23 protein-coding genes and 2 pseudogenes are annotated in these 24,055 nt (G+C 60.7%); 12 read left to right on the forward strand and 13 right to left on the reverse strand.

The genetic code is table 11. The features are described 5' to 3' along the window. Positions 1 to 2: 2 nt before the first annotated feature. The 4 genes and pseudogenes from FEF26_RS04450 to betT all read right to left on the reverse strand — a co-directional run bounded on the left by FEF26_RS04450 (position 3) and on the right by betT (position 5,256). Entirely contained in the window at positions 3 to 1,559 is a 1,557-nt protein-coding gene (locus tag FEF26_RS04450) for a GMC family oxidoreductase (protein WP_138252338.1), read from the reverse strand. Positions 1,560 to 1,568: 9 nt separating this feature from the next. Further along, positions 1,569 to 2,741, reverse strand: a complete 1,173-nt coding sequence (locus FEF26_RS04455; protein WP_424991723.1) for an aldehyde dehydrogenase family protein — start codon at positions 2,739 to 2,741, stop codon at positions 1,569 to 1,571. A gap of 92 nt (positions 2,742 to 2,833) precedes the next feature. Further along, positions 2,834 to 3,127: pseudogene (locus FEF26_RS16370) on the reverse strand (aldehyde dehydrogenase family protein); the annotation flags it as partial. After that, the gene (gene betT / locus FEF26_RS04460) at positions 3,124 to 5,256 is read right to left on the reverse strand and encodes a choline BCCT transporter BetT (protein WP_138252339.1); all 2,133 of its coding nucleotides are present in this window, start codon (positions 5,254 to 5,256) and stop codon (positions 3,124 to 3,126) included. The gene betT and the pseudogene FEF26_RS16370, both read right to left, overlap by 4 nt. A gap of 248 nt (positions 5,257 to 5,504) precedes the next feature. Here betT and FEF26_RS04465 point away from each other — a divergent pair, with 248 nt between their 5' ends. From FEF26_RS04465 to FEF26_RS04480, 4 genes are all read left to right on the forward strand, one after another. Then, complete coding sequence (locus FEF26_RS04465) at positions 5,505 to 6,242, forward strand: fasciclin domain-containing protein (RefSeq protein ID WP_208012842.1); 738 nt, start codon at positions 5,505 to 5,507, stop codon at positions 6,240 to 6,242. 192 nt (positions 6,243 to 6,434) lie between these two features. Beyond that, the gene (locus FEF26_RS04470; protein ID WP_243730409.1) at positions 6,435 to 7,046 is read left to right on the forward strand and encodes a sigma-70 family RNA polymerase sigma factor; all 612 of its coding nucleotides are present in this window, start codon (positions 6,435 to 6,437) and stop codon (positions 7,044 to 7,046) included. Next, positions 7,033 to 7,806 carry an anti-sigma factor gene (locus FEF26_RS04475; protein WP_138252340.1) on the forward strand — a complete coding sequence of 258 codons (774 nt, stop codon included), beginning with the start codon at positions 7,033 to 7,035 and terminating at the stop codon, positions 7,804 to 7,806. Before FEF26_RS04470 ends, FEF26_RS04475 begins: the two co-directional genes overlap by 14 nt. Before the next feature lie 39 nt (positions 7,807 to 7,845). Further along, the gene (locus FEF26_RS04480; RefSeq protein ID WP_138252341.1) at positions 7,846 to 9,411 is read left to right on the forward strand and encodes a molybdopterin-dependent oxidoreductase; all 1,566 of its coding nucleotides are present in this window, start codon (positions 7,846 to 7,848) and stop codon (positions 9,409 to 9,411) included. A 21-nt stretch (positions 9,412 to 9,432) separates the two neighbouring features. Here FEF26_RS04480 and FEF26_RS04485 read toward each other — a convergent pair whose 3' ends face one another. From FEF26_RS04485 to FEF26_RS15890, 5 genes are all read right to left on the reverse strand, one after another. Then, a complete protein-coding gene (locus FEF26_RS04485) occupies positions 9,433 to 10,086 on the reverse strand; it encodes a hypothetical protein (protein ID WP_138252342.1) in 654 nt (217 codons plus the stop codon). Positions 10,087 to 10,091: 5 nt separating this feature from the next. Next, on the reverse strand, positions 10,092 to 10,919 hold the full coding sequence (locus FEF26_RS04490) for an aldo/keto reductase (RefSeq protein ID WP_138252343.1): 828 nt from the start codon (positions 10,917 to 10,919) through the stop codon (positions 10,092 to 10,094). Then, positions 10,916 to 11,095 (reverse strand): HAD hydrolase-like protein, encoded by a 180-nt coding sequence (locus FEF26_RS16375; protein ID WP_424991724.1) that lies wholly within the window; start codon positions 11,093 to 11,095, stop codon positions 10,916 to 10,918. Before FEF26_RS16375 ends, FEF26_RS04490 begins: the two co-directional genes overlap by 4 nt. A gap of 31 nt (positions 11,096 to 11,126) precedes the next feature. After that, positions 11,127 to 11,429 (reverse strand): HAD family hydrolase, encoded by a 303-nt coding sequence (locus FEF26_RS04500; RefSeq protein ID WP_138252344.1) that lies wholly within the window; start codon positions 11,427 to 11,429, stop codon positions 11,127 to 11,129. Between the two features lie 236 nt (positions 11,430 to 11,665). Further along, positions 11,666 to 12,007 (reverse strand): GNAT family N-acetyltransferase, encoded by a 342-nt coding sequence (locus FEF26_RS15890; protein ID WP_208012843.1) that lies wholly within the window; start codon positions 12,005 to 12,007, stop codon positions 11,666 to 11,668. Positions 12,008 to 12,069: 62 nt separating this feature from the next. Between FEF26_RS15890 and FEF26_RS04510 the strand changes: the two genes are divergently transcribed. Next, positions 12,070 to 12,981 (forward strand): NADP-dependent oxidoreductase, encoded by a 912-nt coding sequence (locus FEF26_RS04510; RefSeq protein ID WP_138252345.1) that lies wholly within the window; start codon positions 12,070 to 12,072, stop codon positions 12,979 to 12,981. A 24-nt stretch (positions 12,982 to 13,005) separates the two neighbouring features. On the opposite strand, the gene FEF26_RS04515 is transcribed toward FEF26_RS04510, so the two are convergent. Then, on the reverse strand, positions 13,006 to 14,403 hold the full coding sequence (locus FEF26_RS04515) for an L-serine ammonia-lyase (RefSeq protein ID WP_138252346.1): 1,398 nt from the start codon (positions 14,401 to 14,403) through the stop codon (positions 13,006 to 13,008). 24 nt (positions 14,404 to 14,427) lie between these two features. Further along, entirely contained in the window at positions 14,428 to 15,123 is a 696-nt protein-coding gene (locus tag FEF26_RS04520; RefSeq protein WP_138252347.1) for a YitT family protein, read from the reverse strand. A 412-nt stretch (positions 15,124 to 15,535) separates the two neighbouring features. Between FEF26_RS04520 and FEF26_RS04525 the strand changes: the two genes are divergently transcribed. Continuing rightward, on the forward strand, positions 15,536 to 17,227 hold the full coding sequence (locus FEF26_RS04525) for a P-loop NTPase family protein (RefSeq protein ID WP_138252348.1): 1,692 nt from the start codon (positions 15,536 to 15,538) through the stop codon (positions 17,225 to 17,227). 212 nt (positions 17,228 to 17,439) lie between these two features. On the opposite strand, the gene FEF26_RS04530 is transcribed toward FEF26_RS04525, so the two are convergent. Continuing rightward, a complete protein-coding gene (locus tag FEF26_RS04530; protein ID WP_166432913.1) occupies positions 17,440 to 18,501 on the reverse strand; it encodes a hypothetical protein in 1,062 nt (353 codons plus the stop codon). A 190-nt stretch (positions 18,502 to 18,691) separates the two neighbouring features. Between FEF26_RS04530 and FEF26_RS04535 the strand changes: the two genes are divergently transcribed. The 6 genes and pseudogenes from FEF26_RS04535 to lgt all read left to right on the forward strand — a co-directional run bounded on the left by FEF26_RS04535 (position 18,692) and on the right by lgt (position 23,450). Continuing rightward, complete coding sequence (locus FEF26_RS04535) at positions 18,692 to 19,687, forward strand: DUF418 domain-containing protein (protein WP_166432914.1); 996 nt, start codon at positions 18,692 to 18,694, stop codon at positions 19,685 to 19,687. A gap of 130 nt (positions 19,688 to 19,817) precedes the next feature. Then, a complete protein-coding gene (locus FEF26_RS04540; RefSeq protein WP_138252351.1) occupies positions 19,818 to 20,459 on the forward strand; it encodes a DUF305 domain-containing protein in 642 nt (213 codons plus the stop codon). A gap of 170 nt (positions 20,460 to 20,629) precedes the next feature. Continuing rightward, positions 20,630 to 20,842: pseudogene (locus FEF26_RS04545) on the forward strand (CueP family metal-binding protein); the annotation flags it as partial. Positions 20,843 to 20,985: 143 nt separating this feature from the next. Beyond that, the gene (locus FEF26_RS04550; RefSeq protein WP_138252353.1) at positions 20,986 to 22,296 is read left to right on the forward strand and encodes a ferric reductase-like transmembrane domain-containing protein; all 1,311 of its coding nucleotides are present in this window, start codon (positions 20,986 to 20,988) and stop codon (positions 22,294 to 22,296) included. 7 nt (positions 22,297 to 22,303) lie between these two features. Further along, positions 22,304 to 22,408: a methionine/alanine import family NSS transporter small subunit gene (locus tag FEF26_RS04555; RefSeq protein WP_138252354.1), complete on the forward strand. Its 105-nt coding sequence runs from the start codon at positions 22,304 to 22,306 to the stop codon at positions 22,406 to 22,408. Positions 22,409 to 22,427: 19 nt separating this feature from the next. Then, the gene (gene lgt / locus FEF26_RS04560) at positions 22,428 to 23,450 is read left to right on the forward strand and encodes a prolipoprotein diacylglyceryl transferase (RefSeq protein WP_138252355.1); all 1,023 of its coding nucleotides are present in this window, start codon (positions 22,428 to 22,430) and stop codon (positions 23,448 to 23,450) included. 68 nt (positions 23,451 to 23,518) lie between these two features. Here lgt and FEF26_RS04565 read toward each other — a convergent pair whose 3' ends face one another. Further along, positions 23,519 to 23,983 (reverse strand): hypothetical protein, encoded by a 465-nt coding sequence (locus FEF26_RS04565; RefSeq protein ID WP_138252356.1) that lies wholly within the window; start codon positions 23,981 to 23,983, stop codon positions 23,519 to 23,521. Positions 23,984 to 24,055: the final 72 nt, after the last annotated feature.

Raw genomic sequence — 24,055 nt, forward strand, 5'->3', positions numbered from 1 at the left:
CCTCAGGCGCTGCCCTCGCGAATGAGCTGGGCACACCGCTCACCGATCATCATGGTGGTGATGTTCGGATTGACCGTGGTCAACTCGGGCATCACGGAGGCGTCGGCCACCCGCAGTCCTTTCACCCCTTTGACGCGCAGCTGCGCATCCAAGGGTGACATCTCATCATCATCGGCTCCCATCCGCACCGAGCCGGCCGGGTGGTAGACGGTGTTGTGAGTTCGGGTGACGTAGTCGGCCAGATCCTCATCTGATTGGACGTCTTTACCGGGGAAAAGCTCCTCGCCAGCCCATTCAGCCATGGCTGGTTGAGCCACGATCTGCCGGGCCAACTTTATGCCTTCCACCGCGACGCGCATATCGTGACCCTCCGGATCCGTGAAGTACCGAGGATCAAGGCGGGGCTTGTCCCGGTAGTCCCTGGAACGCAGCCGGACGGTGCCACGGGACTTAGCGTGCGTCACGTTCGGGGTCAGACAGAAGGTGTTGTCTGAGGTCGGGTAGCCGTGGCGCAGCGTATGCATGTCAAAGGGCACGGAACCGTAGTGCATCATCAGGTCTGGACGGTCTAGTCCCTCTTTGGTCGGAGCGAAGATACCGATCTCCCACCACTGGTAGGAGTCTTCGACCATCGGCTTCTTAGCGTCCCAGGCGATGACTGCTTCAGGGTGGTCCTGCAGATGCTCACCTACCCCGGGAGAGTCCACACGGACATCGATGCCATGCTCGGCCAGATGGGCTGCCGGCCCGATCCCGGAGAGCATGAGCAGCTTGGGGGAGTCGACAGCTCCAGCGGAGAGGATGATCTCCCGATCGGCACGGATGCGGCGCGCACGGCCGAACGCATTGTCCACCACGTCTACGCCGACGGCGCTATCACCTTCGAACACGATTTCACGGACCCATGTGTCGGTCAGAATCGTGAGGTTCTCACGGTCAAGAATCGGGTGCAGATAGGCCACCGAGGACGAGGACCTGGTGCCGTCCTCCTTCCGGTTGATCTGGAAGAAGTTTGCACCCTGTAGGACGGTCTCGCCGGTGTTGAACTGAACCCTGGGGATGCCCTGTTGTTCGCAGGCATCCAGCAGCGCCACCCCGCAGGGGTCGTGGGGCGGGATGGTCATCAGATGCACCGGGCCGCTGCGTCCGTGATGATCACCGGGGGCGTCGTTCGTCTCCAGCTGTTTGAACAAGGGATAGGTGCTCTGGGCATTCCACCCGGTCGCGCCCATAGCTTCCCACTCGTCCATATCCTCGCGCAGTGCCCAGAAAGCAATGCAGGAATTATGTGAGGAACAGCCCCCGAGCACTTTGGCCCGGGCCTGACGCATAAACGAGTTGCCTTTCTCCTGCGGCTCAATCGGGTAGTCCCAGTCATAGCCAGACTCCAGCAGTTCCATCCACCGGTTCAGCTGCAGGATTTCGTCCTTGTCAGCATCCGTTGGCCCTGCTTCAAGCAGGGCGACGCTGACGTTGGGGTCTTCTGAGAGGCGTGCAGCCACGGCGGCCCCACCGGAGCCGCCGCCGATGACGAGGTAGTCGAAAGTGCTGTTCTGCAAGGGATCTCCTTATTTCTCAGGCATGCTGAACCAGCCGGTGACGGCGGGTTCGGTGTTTTCGTAGATGTGTTTCGCCTCGCGATACTCCTCGAAGCCCATGATTCCCAGCTCACGGCCGATGCCGGACTGCTTGAAACCGCCCCACTCGGCCTGAGGCAGGTAAGGGTGGTAGTCATTGATCCAAATTGTGCCGTGGCGCAGGCGAGAGGAGACCCTGTGCGCTGTGCCCGCGTCGGAGGTCCAGACAGCTCCTGCCAAACCGTAGATGGTGTCGTTGGCTGTTTCGATGGCTTCTTTCTCCGTCGTGAAAGTCTCGACCGTAATCACTGGGCCGAAAGACTCTTCAGTGACGGCGTGCATACCGCGTGAGACGTCGTCGAGCACGGTAGGTGCGTAGAAGTACCCCTTCTCATGCTCGGGTCCACCGAAGTGACCACCGGTGCGCAGGGTGCAGCCTTCGCTGATGCTTTTCTCCACATAGGCGTGGACCTTGTCGCGGTGTTCAGCGGAGATCAGCGGACCGGTTTCTGCGCTCTCGTCAAAGGGTCCACCCATGCGGATGTGTTCTGCCCTGCGGACCAGTTCGTCGACGAACCGAGTCTTGATGGATTCCTCCACAATGAGCCTCACACCAGCAGAACAAACCTGCCCTGAGTCAGTGAATCCGGCATTGAGCGCATTGTCGACGGCGGCATCGAAGTCCGCGTCGGCGAACACCACATTCGGGTTTTTTCCGCCGAGCTCCAAAGCGATCTTCTTCACGGTTTCCGAGGCTGCGGCCGCGATTTTGCGGCCAGTGACCACTCCGCCGGTGAAGGAGATCAGATCCACATCAGGGTGTGAAGACAGTGGCGCGCCCGCAGTCGCTCCCGCGCCGGTGACCAGATTTGCCACACCGGGTGGCAGCCCCAAGGAGTCAAAGACGTCCATGATGAGGATCCCGGTGTGCGGAGTCAGCTCCGCCGGCTTCAGGACCAGAGAGTTGCCGGCCGCGAGAGCGGGAGCCAGCTTCCAGGCGGCCTGCAGCAGGGGGAAGTTCCAGGGCGTGATCATCCCGCAGACCCCCACGGGTTCGTAGACCACTTGGGAACGCACAGTCGGGTCTCCGGCGTCGACTTTTCGGCCGGCATCGGCGTCAGCGAGCTTCGCGAAGTGTGTGAAGCAGGCGATGATGTCGTCCATGTCGATCTCGGCTTCGACGAGCCGCTTACCAGTGTCGAGANGATGATGTCGTCCATGTCGATCTCGGCTTCGACGAGCCGCTTACCAGTGTCGAGAGCTTCAGCGCGGGCGAACTCAGCTTTGCGTTCGGTGAGCTGTGCCGCGACCTTCAGCAGGAAGTCGCCCCGCTCGCCGGCCGGAGTGTCAGCCCACACTCGGGATTCGAATGCCTCCCTGGCGGCAGCGATCGCTGCCAAGGTGTCCTCTTCCCCAGCTTCGGAGACAACGCCGACCTCGCTGCCGTCAGCTGGACAGCTGGTCAGCCTAGTCTCTCCGCTCTGGCTGGGAACCCAAGCGCCGTTGATGAACAGCGTGGACGCCTGTTGTGTGGTCGTGTGATGGGTCATGAGTCTCCTTCAGTGGGCCTGGTGATCTCTCCAGCGCGGGTGCGGTCGTGATCCCAATCGTCGGGAACTTGTCCCACCTCCATAGTGACAGGGCTGCCGGCCTCTTCATTCATCGTGAGCACCGCCAGATGCCGCTCATAGGAGTCGATGACATCGGTGATGATCTGTTCCTGGGAGTATCCGAACACATCGTGTCCCAACGATCCGGTCGCTGAGAAGATTTCCACCTGGTAGTAAGTTTCGTCACGAGTCCTGAGCCTTGGAGCAAAGCTGGGCACCGAGTAGGCGATCGGGTACACCTGATATTTGAACTCAGCTCTGTCTCCGAAGAACACATGAAGATCCGTATGTGGAATATCGGTCCCTGGAACAGTTCCCCGGCTGCAACTGACTTGGGCGCCCTGCTTCTCCAGCTCGGCGGCCACCTCTTCAACGGCAGGCGTGGCAACACTGTTCATGAACTTGGTGACTTCAGCCTCGTCCGGATAGTGCATGTGCCGGGCCAGGCGGCGGCGCCACTGACCACGGGCACCTTCTCCACCTTCCACAATGCGTTCGGAGAGCGCGGAGGACAGTGTGGACTCGCGTGATTCGGCCGCATAGCTCTCCATGCGCAAGGCTCTCCACACGCCCGCCATCAGGAGGTAGAGGATGATCGACAGCGGCAGTCCGACGATCACGGTGGCCATCTGCAAGGTGTAAATGCCGTCCAGCAGCAGCATCACCAGGGTGAGCCCGCCGATGATGAAGCTCCAGACGATGCGCAGCCACGGGGGCCCGTCTGAGGTGGTGTCCTGGGTTTTGGAGGTGAAATTCGCTAGCACCAGGGCACCTGAATCGGCGCTGGTGACGTAGAAGAGCAGCCCGACCAGCACGGAGACTCCGATGATGAAGGACGCACCGGGGTATTCAGCCATCAGTGCGAAGTAGCCTGAGCCCTCAAAGTCTTCAGCTTGTTCTGCGAACTCTGTGTCCCCGCCCATAATCCGGGAGACTGTGGCATTGCCGAAGATTGAGATCCACACGGCGATGAAGGCGAACGGAACGACCAGCACCCCAACAATGAACTGCCGGAGGGTGCGTCCCCTGGAGATGCGCGCCAGGAACAGTCCGACGAACGGCGCCCAGGCCATCCACCATGCCCAGAAGAATATGGTCCACCATTCGACCCAGCCTTCGTCGAGCCAGGCCTCTGATGTGTCATAGGCGAAGGTCTCGGTGAGCATCCCCGGGAACAGAGCGACGAAGTCTCCGAAGTTCTTCACCAGAGCGTTGAGCAACTGGACCGTCTCACCGGAGACCAAAACGTAGATCATGAGCAGAATGGCCACGAGTACATTGAGCTCAGCGAGGCGGCGAATGCCTTTGTCCACACCGGAGACAGTGGAGAAGGTCACCACCACAGCGGCAAGAATGATCAGCGCTGCCTGTATGCCCGTGCCGGCCTCAATGTCGAAAATCCAACCGATACCGAAGCTGAGGAAGACCACGCCGATTCCCAGGCTGGTGGCGATGCCGAAGACCGTTCCGATCACAGCCCCAGTTTCGACGATGTCCCCTGTCCTGCCGCGGGCCCTGCGCCCGATGATCGGCAGCAGGGCGCTGCGGATGCTCAGTGGAAGGTGGTAACGGTAGGCGAAGAGTCCGAAAGCCATTCCCATCAGGGCGTACATGGCCCATCCGGGAATCCCGTAGTGGAACATGGTCCACAGCGCGGCCTCTTCTGCGGCCTGCAGCGTGCCATCCGCAGCCCCCGGGCCCACGCGGAGGTTGGTGGCCGGTCCGACCACGGCGAAGAACATCAGGTCCACCCCGATGCCCGCCGCAAAGAGCATGGCGGTCCAGGTAAAGAGGTTGAACCGCGGCTTGGAATGATCGGGCCCCAACTTGATTCGCCCCGACCGGGTGAAAGCGATCACAAGCACAAAGACGACGACGATTGCGGCGGTGAGGATGAAATACCACCCCAAACTGCCGCTGATCCAGGTGAAGGCGCCCTCTAATACTTCGTAGGCGGAGTCCGGAGCTGCGGCCGCCCAGGCCGTGAACGCCACGATGATTGCTGCGGAGATGGTGAAAACATGCCAATTGACCTTGGAGGCTTCGGAAGCGGCGGGTGCTGCGGCCATCGGGTTCCTCACTCAGTAGATAAATGCGGTGACAGGTGATTCACGCACAACGCCACGAGACCTCAGCGTTGGACGCTTTACTGTGACATAAAGGGACACCTTTTGTCTGGTCCTCAGGGCCTGGAAAAAGAAATCCGAAATTCTTCCCATCCGATACGTCCGCGGCGCCGAACTGATAGTACGCAGGTCGATCACACCAAAGAGATCGGATCCTGTCCCACAACACAGTTCGATAGGAGATTTCAGTCATGAAGACCGAAATGCGCACAGCAAGCAAATTCCTTGGCATCGGCACTATCGCATTGCTGGGCTTAACAGCCTGCGGCGGCGCCGACGATGAGGCACCTGAGACCGATCAGGATGCCATGACCGAAGAAGACATGGCCCAGGATGACGCCATGGATGACGATGCTGAAGACATGGACGAGTCCGACGACATGGATGAGGACATGGACGAAGACTCCGACGAGGACATGGATCCCGCCGCGAACCTAGTGGGTGCAGCCTGTGAGGACTACGCAGAACAGGTTCCTGAGGGTGACGGCTCTGTCGACGGCATGGCCCAGGATCCAGTAGCTACCGCTGCTTCCAACAACCCAATGCTCACCACACTGACCAGCGCGGTCTCCGGAGAGCTGAACCCTGATGTTGACCTGGTGGACACCCTCAACAGCGACGAGTTCACTGTTCTGGCGCCGACAGATGATGCCTTCGGTGAGGTCCCAGAAGAGGACCTGAACGCCTTGGCCGAGGACGCCGACGCCCTCGCTGATGTTCTGACCTACCACGTGATCCCGGGACAGCTGAGCCCTGACGAGATCGAAGGCGAGCATGAGACAGTCAACGGCGCTACTGTGACGATCACCGGAGAAGGTGAAGATCTGATGTTTGACGAGGCAGGTCTCGTCTGCGGTGGCGTTCAGACCGACAACGCCGTGGTCTACATGATCGACGGTGTCCTGATGCCAGCGGCCGCCGAGGAGTAAAAACCCCCTCCCACTCTGTAGGTGGAGCCGCAACGCGCCCATGCCCATGGCGCGCACACGATGGCGGCGCCTCGACAGCCCATTGAGGCCCGTCGGGCGCCGCCATCGTCCTTTTCCCCCATCGATGACGACACTAGGCTCGCGGGGTCAGCGCAACTCGTGATTAGACCAAGTCCATGGCAAGCTGGAGTAGTGTCCAGATTCAAACCGGCTGAGGAGCGCCTCGGCGATTCCCCGCAGCCGGGTACAGCAATGGATGCCTGCGGCGCATTGCTTGTAAGGATTCAGCACCATGACGAACAGGCTTTCGAAACCCTGTACCGGCAGCACGGCAGCATTCTGCTGGCGACAATCTTCCGTCTTGTCCGGAACAGGTCCCTTGCAGAAGAGGTCTTGCAGGACGTCTTTTTCGAAGTCTGGACCAGGGCCGATTCGTTCCGGCCCGATGCAGGATCCGGTCGAGCGTGGTTGACCACTATGTGCCGTCGCAGAGCCATTGACCGGGTTCGGTCCGTCCAAGCCCAGCAGGATCGGGACTTCACCGAAGGTGTCAAGCAGGTCCATGAGGTCGAGCCAGACATTCAGACCGAGGCTCTGAATCACGTGGAGTCCATCCGACTCAATACGGCACTGCGGCAGCTACCCGCCGAGCAAGCCACGGCCATTGCGATGGCCTACTATCAGGACTTATCCCACAGCCAGATAGCCACTGCGTTGGACACCCCGCTGGGAACCATCAAATCCAGAATACGCGACGGTATGAAACGTCTCAGAGCGCAGTTGGAGGTGAATGATGCACGCTGATCACGAGTATCTCGCGGCCGGCTATGTGCTCGGTGGCCTCGCCCCAGAAGAGCTTGAGCTTGCACACTCCCTCAACGAGTCTGACCCAGAGTTCCGTAAAGAAGTCGCAGCATTTTCAGACACGATCGCGCTGATTTCGGAATCAGATGAGCCCATCGAGCCCAGCCCCGACGTCGAAGCAGCGATCCTGAATATTCCGAGTAAGGCAGCTAACCCCGAAGGCGAACCGGACCCGCCGGAAGCCGAACCATCTCCATCAACACCCGATGCAGCACCATCACGTCGTGCGCGGATGACTCAGGCGGTGTTCGCTTTGGCGGCCTCAACGCTGGTGATCGTCGCCGCCGTTCTGGGCACCATGCTCTTCAACCAGATGCAGCAGGCTCAGGAGGTCGAACAGTCCCTGACCGCAGCTGAGCAGGAGCGCGAGAAGATGGAGCTACTGCTCGGAGCGCCCGATCTTTCGGCAGCCCACGTCGAATCCGCAGCCGGGGGCAGCGTCACGGTCACGTATTCGATGGATGCGAGGATGATCCACATCGTGCCTCACGACGTCCCGTCACCTTCTGCAGATGAGTCGATGCAGATGTGGCTCATCGATGAAGAGGGACCACAAAGCCTCGGCCTGATGAGCGGTGAAAGCTCTGAAATGTTGGACTCCGTTGACCTAGTGGAGGGCGTCGCCTTCGGTGTGACGATCGAGCCTTCGGGCGGTTCTCCCCAGCCAACAGATGACCCCATTATCGTCGCCGAACTCTAATGTCCCATCCACCGCGCGGCATGGCTCCGAACACTGATCATGAGCCCCACTGACCTGACACCTCACCGACTGCCCACCATTATCCGATGCGCGGTGGCCGGTATCGTCGCCACTGCGGTGTTTCTTGGTCTTGCGGACATTTTGGCAAGGTTTTTTGCTCCCTCAGCTTCCCCTCTCGTGGCGTTGGGGAACACCATCATTGAGCTCTCGCCTCCTGCGCTGCAGGATTTCGCCATCTCCACATTCGGGAACAACAACAAGCTTGTGCTGTTTATCAGCATGGCGGTTGGTGGAGCGCTACTTGCCGGGCTGCTTGGCATTCTGGCAGGTCGCCGACTCAAGACCGCTGGCGCGGTGTTCAGCGTCATCGGGCTGGTATTCATCAGCGTGGTGCTTCGCCGCCCGGACACGGGGTGGGTGGATGTTGTGCCCACCGTGGTCGGCTTGGGTATGGGACTTGCGGCGCTGACTGCCTTGGTGATCACGGCCCGCCCCCGCGCATCCGCTGCCCCCGAGGATGAGCGCCCACCGGCTGCCTCGCGCCGAGCTTTTCTTGGCTTGGCCGCAGCGGGCACTGCCGTGGCGGCCGTCTCATTGACTCTGGGACGCTCAGTTCAGACCTTCACCCAAGATGTGGCGACATCGGTCGGCCGACTGGTCCTGCCCTCGCCCGCGGTACGCGCGGCCATTATTCCTGATTCGGCGTCTGTGGGAGTCGACGGAGTCGCTTCGTTCATCACCGACAACTCCGAGTTCTACCGCATTGACACCGCCTTGGTGGTCCCAGAGCTGAACCCCGAGGAGTGGACTCTGCGAATCCACGGTCTCGTGGAGAATGAGGTGCTCATCGATATGTCTGAGCTGCTGTCCCTGCCCTTGGAGGAACACCACATCACTCTGGCATGCGTGTCTAATCCAGTGGGCGGGGACCTCCTAGGAAACGCCACGTGGCTCGGCTACCCAGTACGGGAGCTGCTGGCGCGCGCCAACCCGTTACCGGAGGCGGATATGGTGCTGTCTCGATCATCCGACGGGTTCACAGCATCGACTCCCTTGGAAGCTCTGACAGATTCCCGTGATTCGCTCTTGGCCGTGGGTATGAACGGCGAACCTCTGCCCGCGCAGCATGGGTATCCCGCGCGCCTGGTGGTCCCCGGCCTTTACGGCTACGTTTCAGCGACCAAATGGGTAGTCGAGCTAGAAGTCACACGGTTCGACCAGGACACTGCGTACTGGACTGAACGAGGCTGGGACGAGCGTGGACCGATCCTCGTCTCATCCCGGATCGACGTACCCCGTGCCTTGGAGACCTTGCCCTCGGGGGATGTGGTGATCGCAGGAGTGGCGTGGGCGCAGCATGTGGGAATCGATGCTGTGGAAGTGCAAGTCGATGATGGCCAATGGGAATCAGCTGACCTCGCATCCGAAGTCTCCGTCGACACGTGGCGGCAGTGGCGTTACGTCTTTCCTGATGCGGAACCGGGAAGGCACTGGGTATCGGTGCGGGCAGTCACCGCTGATGGTGAAGTTCAGACGGGCGAACGCCAGGACCCCATCCCGAATGCAGCGACTGGTCGGCACCGAATCGACTTCGAAGTCGAATAATTCGGTGACCAGGCTCGCTCTTCAGCGCTGCGAGTCGGACCGGCTCGGTGCAGAATTGCTCGCTGTCGCGAGGGCCGCGCTCCAGCTGCCGTAGAAGTTTCGGATAGCGGGACCGGAGGGGATGTCGGTGCGTCCCTGGTTCACCAGCTCTTTCCTCCACTCCACATAGTGTTGGAGTTTGGTGGAGTAATTGCCCGTGGTGGCGTCGTGTCTGAAAGCCCGTATGGCGGCGTCGAACTGGTCTGGGGTGAATCTGGCGGAGCCGAAGCCCTGAGGTGTCTGCTGTGTGGATGTCGCGAACCCTGCCGCGCGGAGCGCCTCGTTCCACGATCCTCCTGAGCGTTTGAGTATGGTCGTGGCGCCGACCGGCCACACCTGCTTCCCTTTGCTGGATTGAATCCCGTGAGTGGCGATGAACTCGCTCCGAATCTCCGCGTATCTCTTAGCGGAAATTGTCAGCGCAGGGTTTTGGTCAAGGCTCTGTTGCCCGGCTCGCACTGTGTCCTTGACCAGTGGAATCAGATGAGTTGTGTCCTGGTTGTCGAGCATCGCTCCGACACTTTCTGCCATGTCGGAGGAGAGCCCCGGCGCTTGCGTGTCAGGGGTCTGGCCGTATCCCACCGCGAACAGCAGGCTGGCATGAAGTGCGCTGTCAGGGACAAGTGGAGCAACCATGGCGACTAACTAGTCCTTGACTTCCCCGTGCGTGCTGGACCGTAGACCTTCTCGTTTCTGTCCAGTTCCCCAATGGAGGCCATCTCAGTATCGGAGAGGTGAAGTCCTTCGAGGTCAAGGTTCTCGCTCATCCGCTGCGGTGTATCTGTTTTGGGGATGACGATATCTCCGCGCTGCAGGTGCCAGCGCAGCAGCACCTGGGCCGGAGTTTTGCCGTACCTCTCGGCGAGCTCAGCGATGACCGGGTCGCTGAGCTCAGCGCCTTTGCCAAGTGGGCTCCACGCTTCGATTGCGATCCCTTGGGACTTGGTGAACTCGCGCAAGTCGTTATTGGCGAAATAGGGGTGAATCTCGATCTGGTTGACTGCCGGAACCACGTCGGTCGCGTCGATAATCCGCTCAAGGTGCTCCTCCTGGAAATTCGATACTCCGATGGAGGAGACGCGTCCTGAATCGCGCAGCTCGATCATGGCTTTCCAGGTGTCGACGTAGTCCACGTCGAGCTCAGGCATCGGCCAGTGGATGAGGAACAGATCCACCCTGTCGAGGCCTAACCGGTCCAAGGACGCTGCGAAGGTGCGGTGGACATCGGCGGGTTCGTGGAACTGGTTGTTCAGTTTGGTGGTGATGAACACCTCCTCACGGGGATTCCCAGATGCCCGGAGACCCTGCCCCACGCCCTCTTCATTCTGGTACATCTGCGCGGTGTCGACGTGGCGGTATCCGGCCCTGAGCGCTGCTTCGACTGACGCCGCAGGAGTTGCCAGAGCGGATGTGCCGAAACCGACGACGGGAATGCGATGACCTGAGTTGAGTTCGAGAGTGGAAGTCATGCTGTCCACTCTACGGTGCGCTTCCCGAGAATTCGCTGGATCAGCTCATGCAATGTGCTGATCGTGGACAGGTCCCTTTTCTCTGCTGATGAGGCTCGGGAACGGTCAAGCAGAACCGCGTGCATACCAGCTGCGCGAGCGCCGGCTACGTCAGCATCAGGGTTGTCTCCTACCATGAGGCAGGTGTGAACGGGGTGGCCTACAGCCTCACTGGCTGCTGTGAAAAGTACGCAGTGCCGCCACGGTGGGATCTACGTCGTCGTCGCTATTAATACCTAGGTCGAGGATCTCGGTTGAGAATTGCGTCATGCGATGGAGCCGCTGCTCAGCGAAGGTCAGTTCGCCGGTCAGGTAGCGCTCGTAGACCAGATCTGAAATCTCCTGCCACTGCCTCACCAGATCATTCACTTCAGTGTTGGTGAGCTGGTGATGGGTGCGCAGAAGGGAGCTTATCGCCGCATCGCGGGCCGAGTCGTGATCCAGCAGTGTCGCGTCGAGGTCGAATAGCACAGCCCGAATGCCCGGGACCAGGGGAGTGATGGTTAGGCCTCCATATTCATGGGTGTCTGGTCTGGAAGGGGATCTGTGTTGAGCCGACCGTAGGTGAGGACGTCCACTCGGTGACCATCGATGAGAAACTTGCGCCGTTCCGTGCCTTCGTGGAGAAAGCCAGCGGAAAGAGCAATGGCTCCGGAGGCGGGATTGTTGACCCGATGGCCAAGCTCTAAACGTTCGAAACCCCCACCTCACGATTCCTCGTCGGTGAGCGCCCAATTCGCTACCGCTGAAGCAGCAGCTGAACCGAGCCGGAGTCTGCGGAAGTCGGGATGCATCCAGTAGAAGAACCACCCAAGCCGGTGCTGAGTAGCGCCGTTGATGCCGACCACCCCTACGCAGTGATCGTCGCTGACTACCGCGAAGCCGTGGTTACCCTCAGAGATGCTGGTGACGAAACCTATGTACTTCCGCGCAGAATCAAGATCGGTCACTTCTCCTTGCCTGCTCATCTCCTCGGGATCAGCGCGAAAACCGGCGAGGACAGCGGCGGCGTCGTTCATTCTCAGGCGCCGCAAAAATGGAGAGCTCACGGATCTAGACTATCGGCCGGAATGTTGGTCCCGCTTGGGACGTTGCCCCAGGTATGCGTGCAATGACTTACCAAGAATATGGCGACCCGAACACTCTGAAGCTCACGGATGTGGACACACCAAAGGTTGGCCCCGGCGAGGTGCTGATCCGAGCGGAGCGGGCCTCGGTCAACCCCGTGGACTGGAAACTGATGAGCGGCGCCCTGGATCCTATGATGAACACCTTCTTCCCGGTGATCCCAGGGTGGGACGTGTTTGGGGTAGTGGAGCAGGTAGGCCCTGATGTGCCCGAGTTTTCACCCGGGGACCGGGTGGCCAGCTACGCCCGGAAAGACTTCGTTCAGGGTGGCACCTACGCCGAGTACGTGTCCGTGCCGGCCACCTCGGTGGCGCATGTTCCGGAGGCAGTGGGTTCCGACGCCGCAGCAGGGCTTCCGCTGACCGGCCTCACCGCGTTGCGCTGCCTCCAAACACTGAGCGTGACGGACAAAGACACGGTGCTGATCCACGCGGCCTCAGGGGGAGTTGGACACCTGGCCTCCCAGCTGGCCCTCGAGATGGGCGCCAGAGTCATCGGTACTGCATCTGAAGCCAACCACCAGCGACTGCGTGATATTGGAGTGGAGCCGGTGATCTACGGCGACGGCCTTGCTGACCGTGTCCTCGAGCTCGCCCCAGACGGAGTGGACGCTGTGGTGGACTGTGTTGGTGGCGTCCTGGAGCAGACACTAGCTGTGTTGACCGATGGTGGACGTCACGTGTCGATCGCTGATCCCACCGTTCTGGAGCAGCAGGGCCGGTGGGTCTGGGTCCGGCCCGACGGCGCCCGCCTGGAGAGTCTGCTGGAAAGAGTCGCTGATGGCCGACTCACCGTGGATATCGACTCCATCTACCCCCTGGAGAAAGCCCCGGAGGCCATGGAACACAACCAACGCGGAGCCCGGGGAAAGATCCTCATCGATCTCATGCGCTGAGCCCTGGCCCCTGATTGGGAAGGCTCAACACTCCACGACGTTGACCGCGAGGCCGCCGAGGGCTGTCTCCTTGTACTTGTGCGACATGTCCTTGCCGGTCTCGCGCATCGTGTTGATGACGTCGTCGAGCGTGACGCGGTGATCACCGTCACCCATGAGAGCCATGCGGGCGGCGTTGACTGCTTTGGTCGCGCCGATCGCGTTGCGCTCGATGCAGGGAACTTGGACGAGGCCCGAGATGGGGTCGCAGGTCAGCCCGAGGTTGTGTTCCATTGCGATTTCAGCGGCGTTCTCCACCTGCGTGGGGGTTCCACCTAAGACTTCGCACAGCCCGGCGGCAGCCATTGAGGAGGCTGACCCGACCTCTCCCTGACAGCCGACCTCCGCACCGGAGATGGAGGCCTGCTCCTTGTACAGCACCCCCACCGCGGCCGCGGTGAGCATGTAGGTGGTTACAATTTCTCGACGGTTGGCCTGATCGGCAAATGTAGAGCCGGGCCCGTAGTGGGTGGCGTAGAAGCCGACCGCCGGAATGATGCCCGCCGCTCCATTGGTCGGCGCTGTCACCACTCGGCCACCTGAAGCGTTCTCCTCATTGACGGCCAGCGCTACGAGGTTCACCCACTCCTGCCAGTAGGCGTAGGAACGTTCGGGATCATCCCGCCAGAGTTTGGCGTGCCAAGCTGGTGAACGGCGCCGTACTTTCAGCCCTCCGGGTAGAGGGCCCTCCCTGGCAAGTGCGGAATCTTTGCAGGCCTCCATGACTTCCCAGAGGTGCCAGATCCCATCGATGATCTCGGCCTCGGTGCGGTGGGCCCGTTCGTTTGCCATCATGATCTTGGAGATGGGCAGTCCTGTATCTCGGCAGTGCGCCATCAGCTGCGCGGAGGTACGGAACGGGTAGGGAACTGAAGCGTCGGCTTCGGCAAGCTCGGCAGCTGGAGAGTCAGATTCAGCGACGACGAACCCGCCACCGACTGAGTAGTAGGTCTCTTCAGCGAGCAGTTCGTCCTGGGAATCGACCGCGCGCAGGATCATGGCGTTGGAGTGCCGCTCCAGATGCGTGAGCGGGCGTTGAATGAAGTCCTCGACTCGCAAGGTCACATCCACACGATGGCCGAGTTGGGCAGCCACCTGGACGGTCCCAGATGCCTCAATGGCGGCCTTGCGCTCATCAACCTGCTCCGGGAGTATTTCATCAGCAGACCAGCCCTCCAGTCCGAGCAGGACAGCGTCGAAGGTTCCGTGGCCTGCCCCTGTGGCGGAGAGGGATCCCAGCAGCTCTACCTGGATCCCGGCCAGTTGATCGGCCTTCGGCGCCACCTGCTCGTCGACGAACCGGCGCGCTGCGCGCATCGGACCCACCGTATGAGAAGACGAAGGGCCCACCCCGACACTGAAAAGATCGAAAACACTGATCATGTGGCTTAGCTTACGCTTTGCTACTCAGGCTCTGTAGCGGCCGGGTCTGTGGTTGAAAGCCAAAATAACGTTCATCACCACAGCGCCTGCGGTGGAGAGCAAAACGTTTTCAGGGGCGAGGACAGTGAAGGCGAGCAGAATGACGGTGATGTCGAGCCCCATCTGCACATAGCCGCCCCGGAGGTTGAACTGCTCTTGAGCGATGATCGCCAATATGTTGAACCCGCCCAGTGAGCTTCCGTGGCGGAAGACGATGAGGAGGGCGACACCGAGCAGGGTGTTGCCAGCGAAAACTCCGAAGACAGGGTTGATATCTGGTACTGGCAAGTACATCTCGCAGACGGCGGCGAAGGCAGAGACAACGCCTACGGAGAGAGCGGTTCGGAGAGTAAATCTCCACCCCTTCCGCCATAGCGCCAGTGCGAAGAAGGGAACGTTGACCAGGAAGAACAAACACGCTAGACCGAGTGGTGTCCCAAAGGTGAGCAGCAGTGCGAGGCCGGCGGTGCCCCCGCTGACAGCTTGTGACTGTTCCAGCAGGTAGAGGCCCAGCGCCGCCATGAAGGTGCCGGTCAGCACTCCCAAAACGTCTTCTGCTGCGGAGTGGGGAATCACACGCCCGGCTAGTGGCTGGATATTGGCGTCGCGTTCGTCGAGGTCATCTGAATCACCGTTGCCGCGGGATGTTGCGGAGTCCGGCTCGGAGTCTGGTGTGGACATGCGCAACAGCGTACTTCGAGTGTGTTTCCTGCAGGTTGACCGCACCTCAGGGCGTCCAGTTGGGGGCGGAGTGCTCTCGGAGGATCACCGCTCAGAATGGAAGACGCGTGCAGAAGCAGTGAGGAGGGCTTCTGCTGTCTGAAGTTATCCTCAGAAGCCCGGAGATAAGCCTCTTCGCCCGCCAGTTCGCTCTCCTGACTGAGTTTATGAGATCCCCCAGATTCCCGCAATGCCCCTCCAAATCATGGTGAAAAGTGGGAGAAAAGTGGGACCACCGTGTCCGGGCCGCCCTCGGTCAATCAGGACTAGCTGTTGCCCATTGCCGAAACATCTCCACCTGAACCACAGCCCTTGATCTTGCAAACGCGCATGTTGACCAGGTGGAGCACGTTGAGGATTTCTAGGAGAGACAGTGACCAAAGCAGCAAGCATGGGGATCGAACGCATCCGCGTCAACGTCGGATCCAAGTTCCGACCCGACAAGCCCGCCCACGTGGACAAGGTGCTGACCAAGATCGCGACGGAACACGGGGAAGGCTTCGAGCTCGACGGCTATGAGCCCTCCGAGGGTGTGGCGATCTTCAAACGCGAGTCCAACACCCTGGTCGCCTCCCACGCCGGCAACGACTCCATGGAGATCCGACTGCCCCAGGACACCAAGCAGTCCGACGGCAAGAAACGGGCAGTCTCGCTGGCCGACACCTACCCCGGCTATCAGATGACCACCTTCGAGCCGCACCGTCGCCGGGCGATCATCTCCAAGCTCACAGACGAGGTCATCCGTGCCCGTGATGCGATCTCCAACGCACTCAGCGTGGACCCGTGGAACATCCAGGTCGCCGAGCGCACTGACGGCGGGTTCGACTTCTCGCTGCCGCCGACCTACCGGCCCTCCAAGCATGACGGGGCTCTGGAGGAGGTCGCGAGCGTCATCATCGGTGAGCCCGGCTGGTACGTCGAAACCGACACCCACGGGCGCAGGGGCTCAATCATTCCCGCCGAGCTGGCCACCTTCGATGCCGTCTATAAGACTCCGATGCCCAAGAAGATGGAGTCCTTCGATCACACCAATAAGGATCACTTCAAAGTCCCGATGGGTGTGGCCCTGCCCGAACCCGGCCAGCGGCATCAGACGATGAACCTCGACCTCGATGCCCACAACCATTCACAGATAGGTGGCACGTCGGGATCGGGAAAAACAGTCACGATCAATGCCTACATCGCATACCTGCTGGCCCGTGGGGCGGACATGTGTGTCATCGACACCCCGGCCAAGTCCGCGGACTTCATGTGGTGCAAAGAGTTCCTCACCCCCGGCGGGTGGGGGTGTGACTCGATCCGGCATTCGGCGGCCACCGCAGAGATGGTCCGCCAAGAAGGTCAGCGCCGCGGCAAAGAGCTCAAACGCGCAGGCGAGGTCAACTTCAAAGACCTGCCAAAAGGCAAGGGCTTCAAGCCCCTGGTCGTGGTCGTCGATGAGCTGACCGCGCTCTACGCCATGGACTCAGTGCCCAAAATCCCCAAAGACGCGCCGCAGAAGCAGATCGAACTCAAAGAGAAGGCTGAAGCGACGAACTTCGCCAAGTCACTGCTGAAAGACGCGATCAAGAACATCGCCGCCGAGCTGCGCTTCGTGGGAATCTTCCTGATGATCTCGACCCAGATCGCCTCGACCAACACCGGCATCGACACCGCGCTTAGGACCAACCTGGGACACAAGGCGCTGCTGGGAGCCAAACCCACCGAGAACAACCGCAAGCTGGTCTTCTCCGACCACGAAGCAGTGCCGATGATCCCGCCCCATGTGCGCGAAGACACAGCCGCGGCCAAAGGCGTTGGTGCCATCGAACCTGAAGGGGCCACGCCGGTGGTGTTCAAATCGTTCTTCCGGACCACTCACGAGTACCGCGACTGGCTGATCAGCTTGGGTGTCGCCCAGCGCACCGACGCGGCAGTGACTCCTACCCCAGCGTGGGTCGCGGAGGTCTTCGGCGAAGACGACCTCGACGACGGCGCCGACGAACCCGCCCCATCCGCTCCCAATCACCAGCCGGGGCCAGCCGGTTCCAAGGCCGCCGAACAGTGGGACGCCCTAGCCCTCTGATGTCGGCAAATTCAGCAGTCTACGGCGAGACATAGGACGCCGTCTCAGGCCCGATTAGGAATCCGATCACTATGCTGGTCGCATGGATTCAACCGCGCTCATGGTCATCATCATCAGTGTCGTGGGAATGTTCGTTGTGATCGCCTCCATGTCACACCAGCGGCGGAAATAAGGTCACGTTGACATCACCTAGGTTGATCTGCGCCGGACGGCTATTCCGGCGCGGGTGTAATCCCAGCGCAGCAGAACTTGTACTTGAGGGTACTGCCGCATGTGCAGGCTGAGTAGACACCTTTGTGGTAATTGCCACCCTCTACAGGGCCTTCGGGACGAACAGCGTCCCAGCGAAGAATAGTCCCTGGTGTCACCTGGACCCGGTGGTCGGGTTTTGGTTCGATTCCCCAGGGATTGATCGATTCACTGGGTTTAGTACTTCCAGGCGTATCTTCTGACCGCGGTATTTCATCGCGGTGTGTTTGTCCGTGTTGCACGAGCGAGGACCAGATTTTCGTCGTACCTTGGGAGCCGCTTGCCGCTGCGTCGAAGAGGTTTCCTCCTACCGGCAATAGACCAGCGAGAACCCCTGCCGGGCCCGCTGCTGCCACACCTAACCCACTCGAAATCAAACCCGCGATCAAGGAGAAGCGGACCCGACCTGCACCTACGCCGAGGCGAGATAACCAGCCGCGCTCCAGGTCTTTGCTCAATTGGGCAAGCTTGGGTTCGAGTAATGTCTTCTCTTTATCGCGCATGTATGCGTCGACTTCTGATCTGGATCCGAGCGGACAATGTCCATAAATATTCTCAAGCTCGACTCGAAAATCTCCGAAGGCTTCGTCGTCGTGAATGGTCTGTATGATATCTGGATTCAAGCCAGTCAACGCCGGTATTCGTGATGAGAGCATTACCTGAGTGGTAGGAGTCAGCGGGCTGAGGGCTTTACTGACTCCGTTTTTCAGGAGGTATGATTCCCAGTCGAAGACCGAAGTGTAAGTGGCCCGCGTCGTTTGACTGAGCACGTACTCTGCGGCGAAATATTCCACGGCCCGTTTCAGGTACTTCGTGGTCTGCTCCTCGACGGCACCTCCAGCCAAGGAGAAGAAGCCCCTGACGTCGTCGTCCCAGGCAAGGTTCTGTGGTTGAAACCGCTGGGCCAAGCTCGGCGCGTCCTCCAGAAGACGGTCACTGATGCCCTGTGCGAGGTCGCGGATTGTTCGTCGGTTCTCTTCCTGGATGATCTCGGATGGAGCAAGGATAACGATCCCGGCGTCCAAGAGGGGGAGCAGCGCCCGGATTGCTGGGAGTTGCACGGCGAGGAAACGGCGTGTGGAAGGTATGTCTGGTATGGCGGTGTGTGACTTGGAATCTGCTGGTCTCCAGCCGAGGCGAGCGGCAAGGGGATGTGGCCGGTTATATCGTTCGTCACAGAACCAATCACTGATTCGTGGCCTCGCCGTGGCGGGTATGGTGGTCGTCAATGTCGGGCCTCGCGGTGGCGACAGCCTGGTCGAGATGCTCTACCGCCTTCCTTACGGACGGGCGTCGTTATTGTTCATGCTCTTAGGCGGGATCGGATTCTCCCTCCTGTCCCGGCGGGCCCGGAGCGGTGAAAGTCCTATACCCGTGGGCTCTATCCTCTGGCGGGCATTGGTGCTGTTCGTGGGCGGACTGCTCCTTCAAGCAGTGGACCACGGCGTCTCAGTGATTTTGGTGACCTACGCCGTCCTGTTCACAGCGGCGCTGCCGCTCACCAGAGCTCCCGCACAGGCCCTGCTTGTCCTTGCCGGGCTCAGCGCCTCGCTGGGGCCCATATTGTGGCTCGCGGTTCAGGAAGGCACGGACAAGGCTTTTGACCGGGATCCACTCTCAGCCACTGATTCTCCTGGGGAACTCCTGGCCGGCACTTTCGTCACGGGTCCCTATCCAGTCGCAGTATGGGTGGCCCCGTTCCTCCTCGGGATGTGGCTTGGACGGCAGGACCTGACCCGTCGATTCCTTAGCACCCGACTCATCCTGTGGGGCGCGGTCAGCGCCATCGGAGCACGGACCATCTCCTTAACACTCATCGCCTACATGGGTGAGCCCACCAGTCATCTGGTGTGGCAACGACTGATCAGCTCCGTGGCTCATTCTCAGATGCCGCTATGGCTGGTCGAAGGCACCGGCGCGGCCATCTTCGTGCTGGGACTATGTCTGAAGATTGCTGACCGCGGCACCCAAGGCTCGTTGGATCCCCTGGTGAAGCTGGGGCAGTTGGCATTCACCGCCTACGTGGGTCATCTCTTGATTCTCGCCGTCGCGGTCCGGCCAGGGCCCGCGGACGTTCCAGAAGGGCTTGTGGCCAGCATCCTGATCATTGTCCTGCTGACAGCCTTTTCGCTCATCTGGCGTCGGCTGGTTAGCCGCGGGCCGCTGGAGATGCTTCTGAGGCCGCCACGGGTGCGAAGGTCAGGCCAGTGAGCACCGACACAACCGCATCAAGCGAGAGTTTAAGTTTTCTAAAGATCCTCTGAAGAACCCACTTCTGGCACGACTGGCCGCCTCCACCTCATGTCTACTTGAGGCGAACCAACTTTAAGGAGATCAAGACATGAAGACGAAACTCAGTGCTGTAGCAGCCAGCGTGTTTGCCGCATCTGTCGCACTCACCGCGTGCGGAGAGCCAAATCAGGACACCGAGGAACCTGCCGACGATCCCGCTGCACAGGACGAACAAACTGAGACTGCGAATGGCGATTTCAACGATGCCGACGTCGAGTACGCCTCCGGGATGATCGTTCATCACGAGCAGGCGGTGGAAATGTCGGACATCTTGCTGCAGACCGATGACGCCGATCCTGAGGTCTCGGCTTTAGCGGAAGACATCCGAGCCGCTCAGCAGCCCGAGATTGAACAGATGGAATCATGGCTGGAAGCCTGGGGTCACGAGCCCGACGAGGACGGCGACCACGGTGGCATGATGGAGGACGACGATCATGGCATGATGGGCGATGGTGGGCACGACGGCATGATGAGCGAGGAAGACCTCGCCAACCTGGAGTCAGCCGAGGGAGAGGAAGCCTCCCGCCTGTTCCTAGACCAAATGATCATCCACCACGAAGGTGCCGTGACTATGGCAGAGGACCACCTCGACGCGGGACAGAACCCGGAGGCCCTTGAACTCTCAGAGAACGTCATCGCTGATCAGAATGCAGAGATCGAAGAGATGGAAGAAATGCGCGATAGCCTCTAAACCATCAGTCCATCCCAAGAACTCGTCACACCACTCAGCACCTAGGAGAACCCCCACCATGACTCGGGCCAGCCACACCAGACGATTCAGCACGACTGCTGCGGCGCTGGCAGCGATGGTGTCTGTTGCAGCATGTTCATCTGAAGACCCCTCAGTCCCTTCTGGGGGCAGTGACACTGCGCTGTCAGCCCCCCGGGCTGCAGGATGCCTCCGGACGCGAGCTTGTCGAGGAGCTGGAAAGGCTGCCGCTGGCGGAGCGGCCCACCGATTTTGTCGCATCCGTAGAAACAGAAGCAGTTGTGATGATCGATGAGGATGGCAACGAATCATCGGTGCCCCTGCCCGAGGATGAGTTCTACCTCTCGGTTGCACCCTACGTTGACCAGACCCACGCCTGGCTGTCGATCATAGGTTTTGTGTGCATCATCATCAACTACGCCGTCGTCAACGTTTTCTTCCCCGGCCTGCACTCCTACGCAGGTCTTCCAGAATGATCCCTCGACGAGGAGAACAGGCTCTGGCAGACATGCGAAGTCGTATCACGAGCAAGAAGACGCTCTTGCTGCGCCATCTGGGCATGGCGAGCGTTTCGGGGCTGTTGGTCTATCTGTTCTATCTGTCGTATTCGGCTTGGGGGGTCCAGCCAGCACTGTGGCCGGACTGGGGAGAGGACCATCCCTTCTGGCGAGCATGGGCACATGCTGCGTTCGTCCTGTTGTTCCTGACGTTGAGTCTCTCGCCCGCGTCGGCCTTCTGGAAGCCCGTCCAACGGTTGTTGCCGTGGCGGCGGGAACTCGGAATATGGTTCGCGGTACTGGCAGTAGGGCACGCCTACACCATATGGGACCGTTGGGCGCGCGGGGACTTCGCAACGCTCTTCGGCTTCCAGTACGTGGAGGAGTTGGACAGATTCGTCCTGGCACGCGCCGAAGTCGGCATCATGAACATGATGGGGATGGTAATGCTGCCCATGATCATCTTGCTGGCGGTGACCTCCTCCGACCGAGCTGTGAACTTCCTCGGAGCGTCGTCGTGGAAATGGATCCACCGGAGCCTGGTGCACGTCATCTTCTACCTCGCCATGCTGCGTGGGACCCTATACTTCTTCTACTTCTTCCAGACGACCCCGCCCCAGTGGCAGGTCTACCCCTCGATCTGGTTCATGTACGTCTTCCTCGGCATGGGGGTCTTCGCGGTCTCGCTTCAAGCAGCCGCGTTCGCCAAGACCGTGCTCGGGCGGAAGCGCCAGCGGCGCGAGAGCGGGGTGCTGACCGTTGCCGCAATCTCGGGTGTGGTCGCATTGATGGTCGCGCCTCTAGTGCTCATGCTGGGGACCGTAGCGTACTTCGACAGTCGCCTCCTCAAGGAGAACCCGCAGCTCACCGGCCAGGCGCAGACCCCAGGAGAGGATGCCCAAACCCAAGTCCCTGACGAGTACGCACAGAGCTTCGAGATGGTCATCGAGGTTGATGACCAGCAGGACCGCCTCTGGGTGAGGGACCTGGACGATGCGCCCTCGTTCCGGCTCACCACCCAGATCGAAGGAACACCGGTCGCGGACCAGATCTACCGGTTCGAGGAGCGAACCTTGTATGTCGCTGACCAGGGCCCGGACTCGGAACTGACCTGGTCACGGACCGAGAACGTGGAGCCAGAAGACATCGACCTCCCAGAGATGGTCTTGGAGCCACGCGCGTGGGCCGCACAGTTCGGCCCGGGGGAACACCGGGTCCCGGGGCCGGAAGGTGAGCTGCAGGTCACCATCCACAGCGTGGATGAGCCCATCGCCGAGGAGGTCTTCGAGATCCCCGAGGACGCAGACCCGGTATTGAGGTGATTCATCGATGACTACCGCAGCGATTGTGATGATGATCGTGGCTCTGGTGACGGTGTGGGGCGGCACGGTCGCCTCGATCATCCACCTCTCCCGGAACCCCGAAGAATCCTAAGCAAGGAGACGCACCTGATATGTTTGCCGCCATGATTTCTGCGGGCTTCCCCGCCCCGCCGATGAACCACATCGACCTACCCGGGCCCTTATCCATCGCCTTCTACTCCCTGGCAATCCTGCTGGGCATCGCTCTGGCAGTGGTGGTCGCCACCCGCCTGTGGAAGTCACGCGGAGGCGACGGCGACGACATTCTCTCCGCCGCACTCTGGGCAGTGGTCTTCGGTATCATTGGCGCCCGGATCTACCACGTCATCAGCTCTCCCGACGCCTACTTCGGCGAAGGCGGAGACCTGCTGCGCACCGTCCAGATCTGGCAGGGCGGCCTCAGCATCATCGGTGCCGTGGCCGCCGGCTCGGTGGCCGTGTGGATCTTCTGCCGGCGCAACGGCATCAAATTCGGCGCCTTCGCTGACGCGATCGTGCCCGGAGTCATCCTGGCTCAGGCGATCGGCCGCTGGGGCAACTGGTTCAACCAGGAGCTCTACGGCGGCCCCACCACCCTGCCCTGGGGCCTGCAGATCGACACCGACCAGCCGCACCAAGCGCTGCCTCCCGGCGCCAGCGAATTCACCACATTCCACCCCACCTTCCTCTACGAATCACTGTGGAACCTGCTGGGATTCATTGCACTGGTCTGGCTCTATAAGCGCTTCCAGTTCAAACAGGGCCTGCTGGCCTGGACCTATGTGGCCTACTACATGATGGGTCGTTTCTGGATCGAATCGATGCGCCGCGACGAGCCCGATAAGAGCACCCAGTTCCCCTTGGAGTTCATCGGCCTGGACTGGAGGCTGAACCAGATCGTCGCCTTCGTCGTCTTCCTGATCGCCATCGCCGCTCTGATCTGGCTCTTCAGCCGCCGCCCGCGGACTGATGAGGCGTTGGCCGAGGAGCTGGAGATCCACACCCCGGCCTCTGAGCAGCGCAACCCTGTTGCGGGGCACAAAGTCGACCAGGACGCCCTGAAGGGGACGCCCGAAACCGACCCCAGTGGATCAGATTCTGAGACGGGGCGCGGTCAATTCCGGTCCAAGAAATGAGACGTGAACCGACGAAATCTGCACCCGGTTCGCCGCGTTCCCGGAGAAGGCTGGTCTCTACGACCCGCTCAATGAGTAGGCACACCCGCCCGTCGCCGCAGCCCGGATAGACTGTGGGAAGTCTCTTCCAGGCTCCCCAGCACGAGGAAACTGAGCAGGACACCGTACAACGGCAGGTGTCCCAGAAACTCGGTCGCCCCAAAGAGCGCCAGCGTCGCGGTGAACGGCACGGCCGTCAGGATCGCAACCACCTGCGGCAGAGCGCCGGAGATGACGAGCAGCCCCAACAAAAGCTCGACGGACCCGGCAACCACCGCGAAGGCGTCGGCGCTTACCCCGAACGGGGCAAGGAGATTGAGGAGCGGTTCCTGCTCGAGCATAGCCCGCGCCATCTCTGGATTCGCCAGCTTCTCCACGATGGCCAGGGAGATGAGGGTTACGCCCGCGCCAAGCTTGAGACCGAACGTCGCCCGGCGCAGCGTCGCCAGGTCAAGGTCCGTGCGACCTCCATCGTTCAGACGTGGAGGCAACACGAACAGAAACCTGACTTGGCTCACGCTCCGCGATTAGGTGGGGGCGCGTTTGGCTGACCTGGGGGTTTGTAT

It is taken from the genome of Nesterenkonia salmonea, from assembly GCF_005771525.1.
GTDB classification, from domain to species: Bacteria; Actinomycetota; Actinomycetes; order Actinomycetales; family Micrococcaceae; genus Nesterenkonia; species Nesterenkonia salmonea.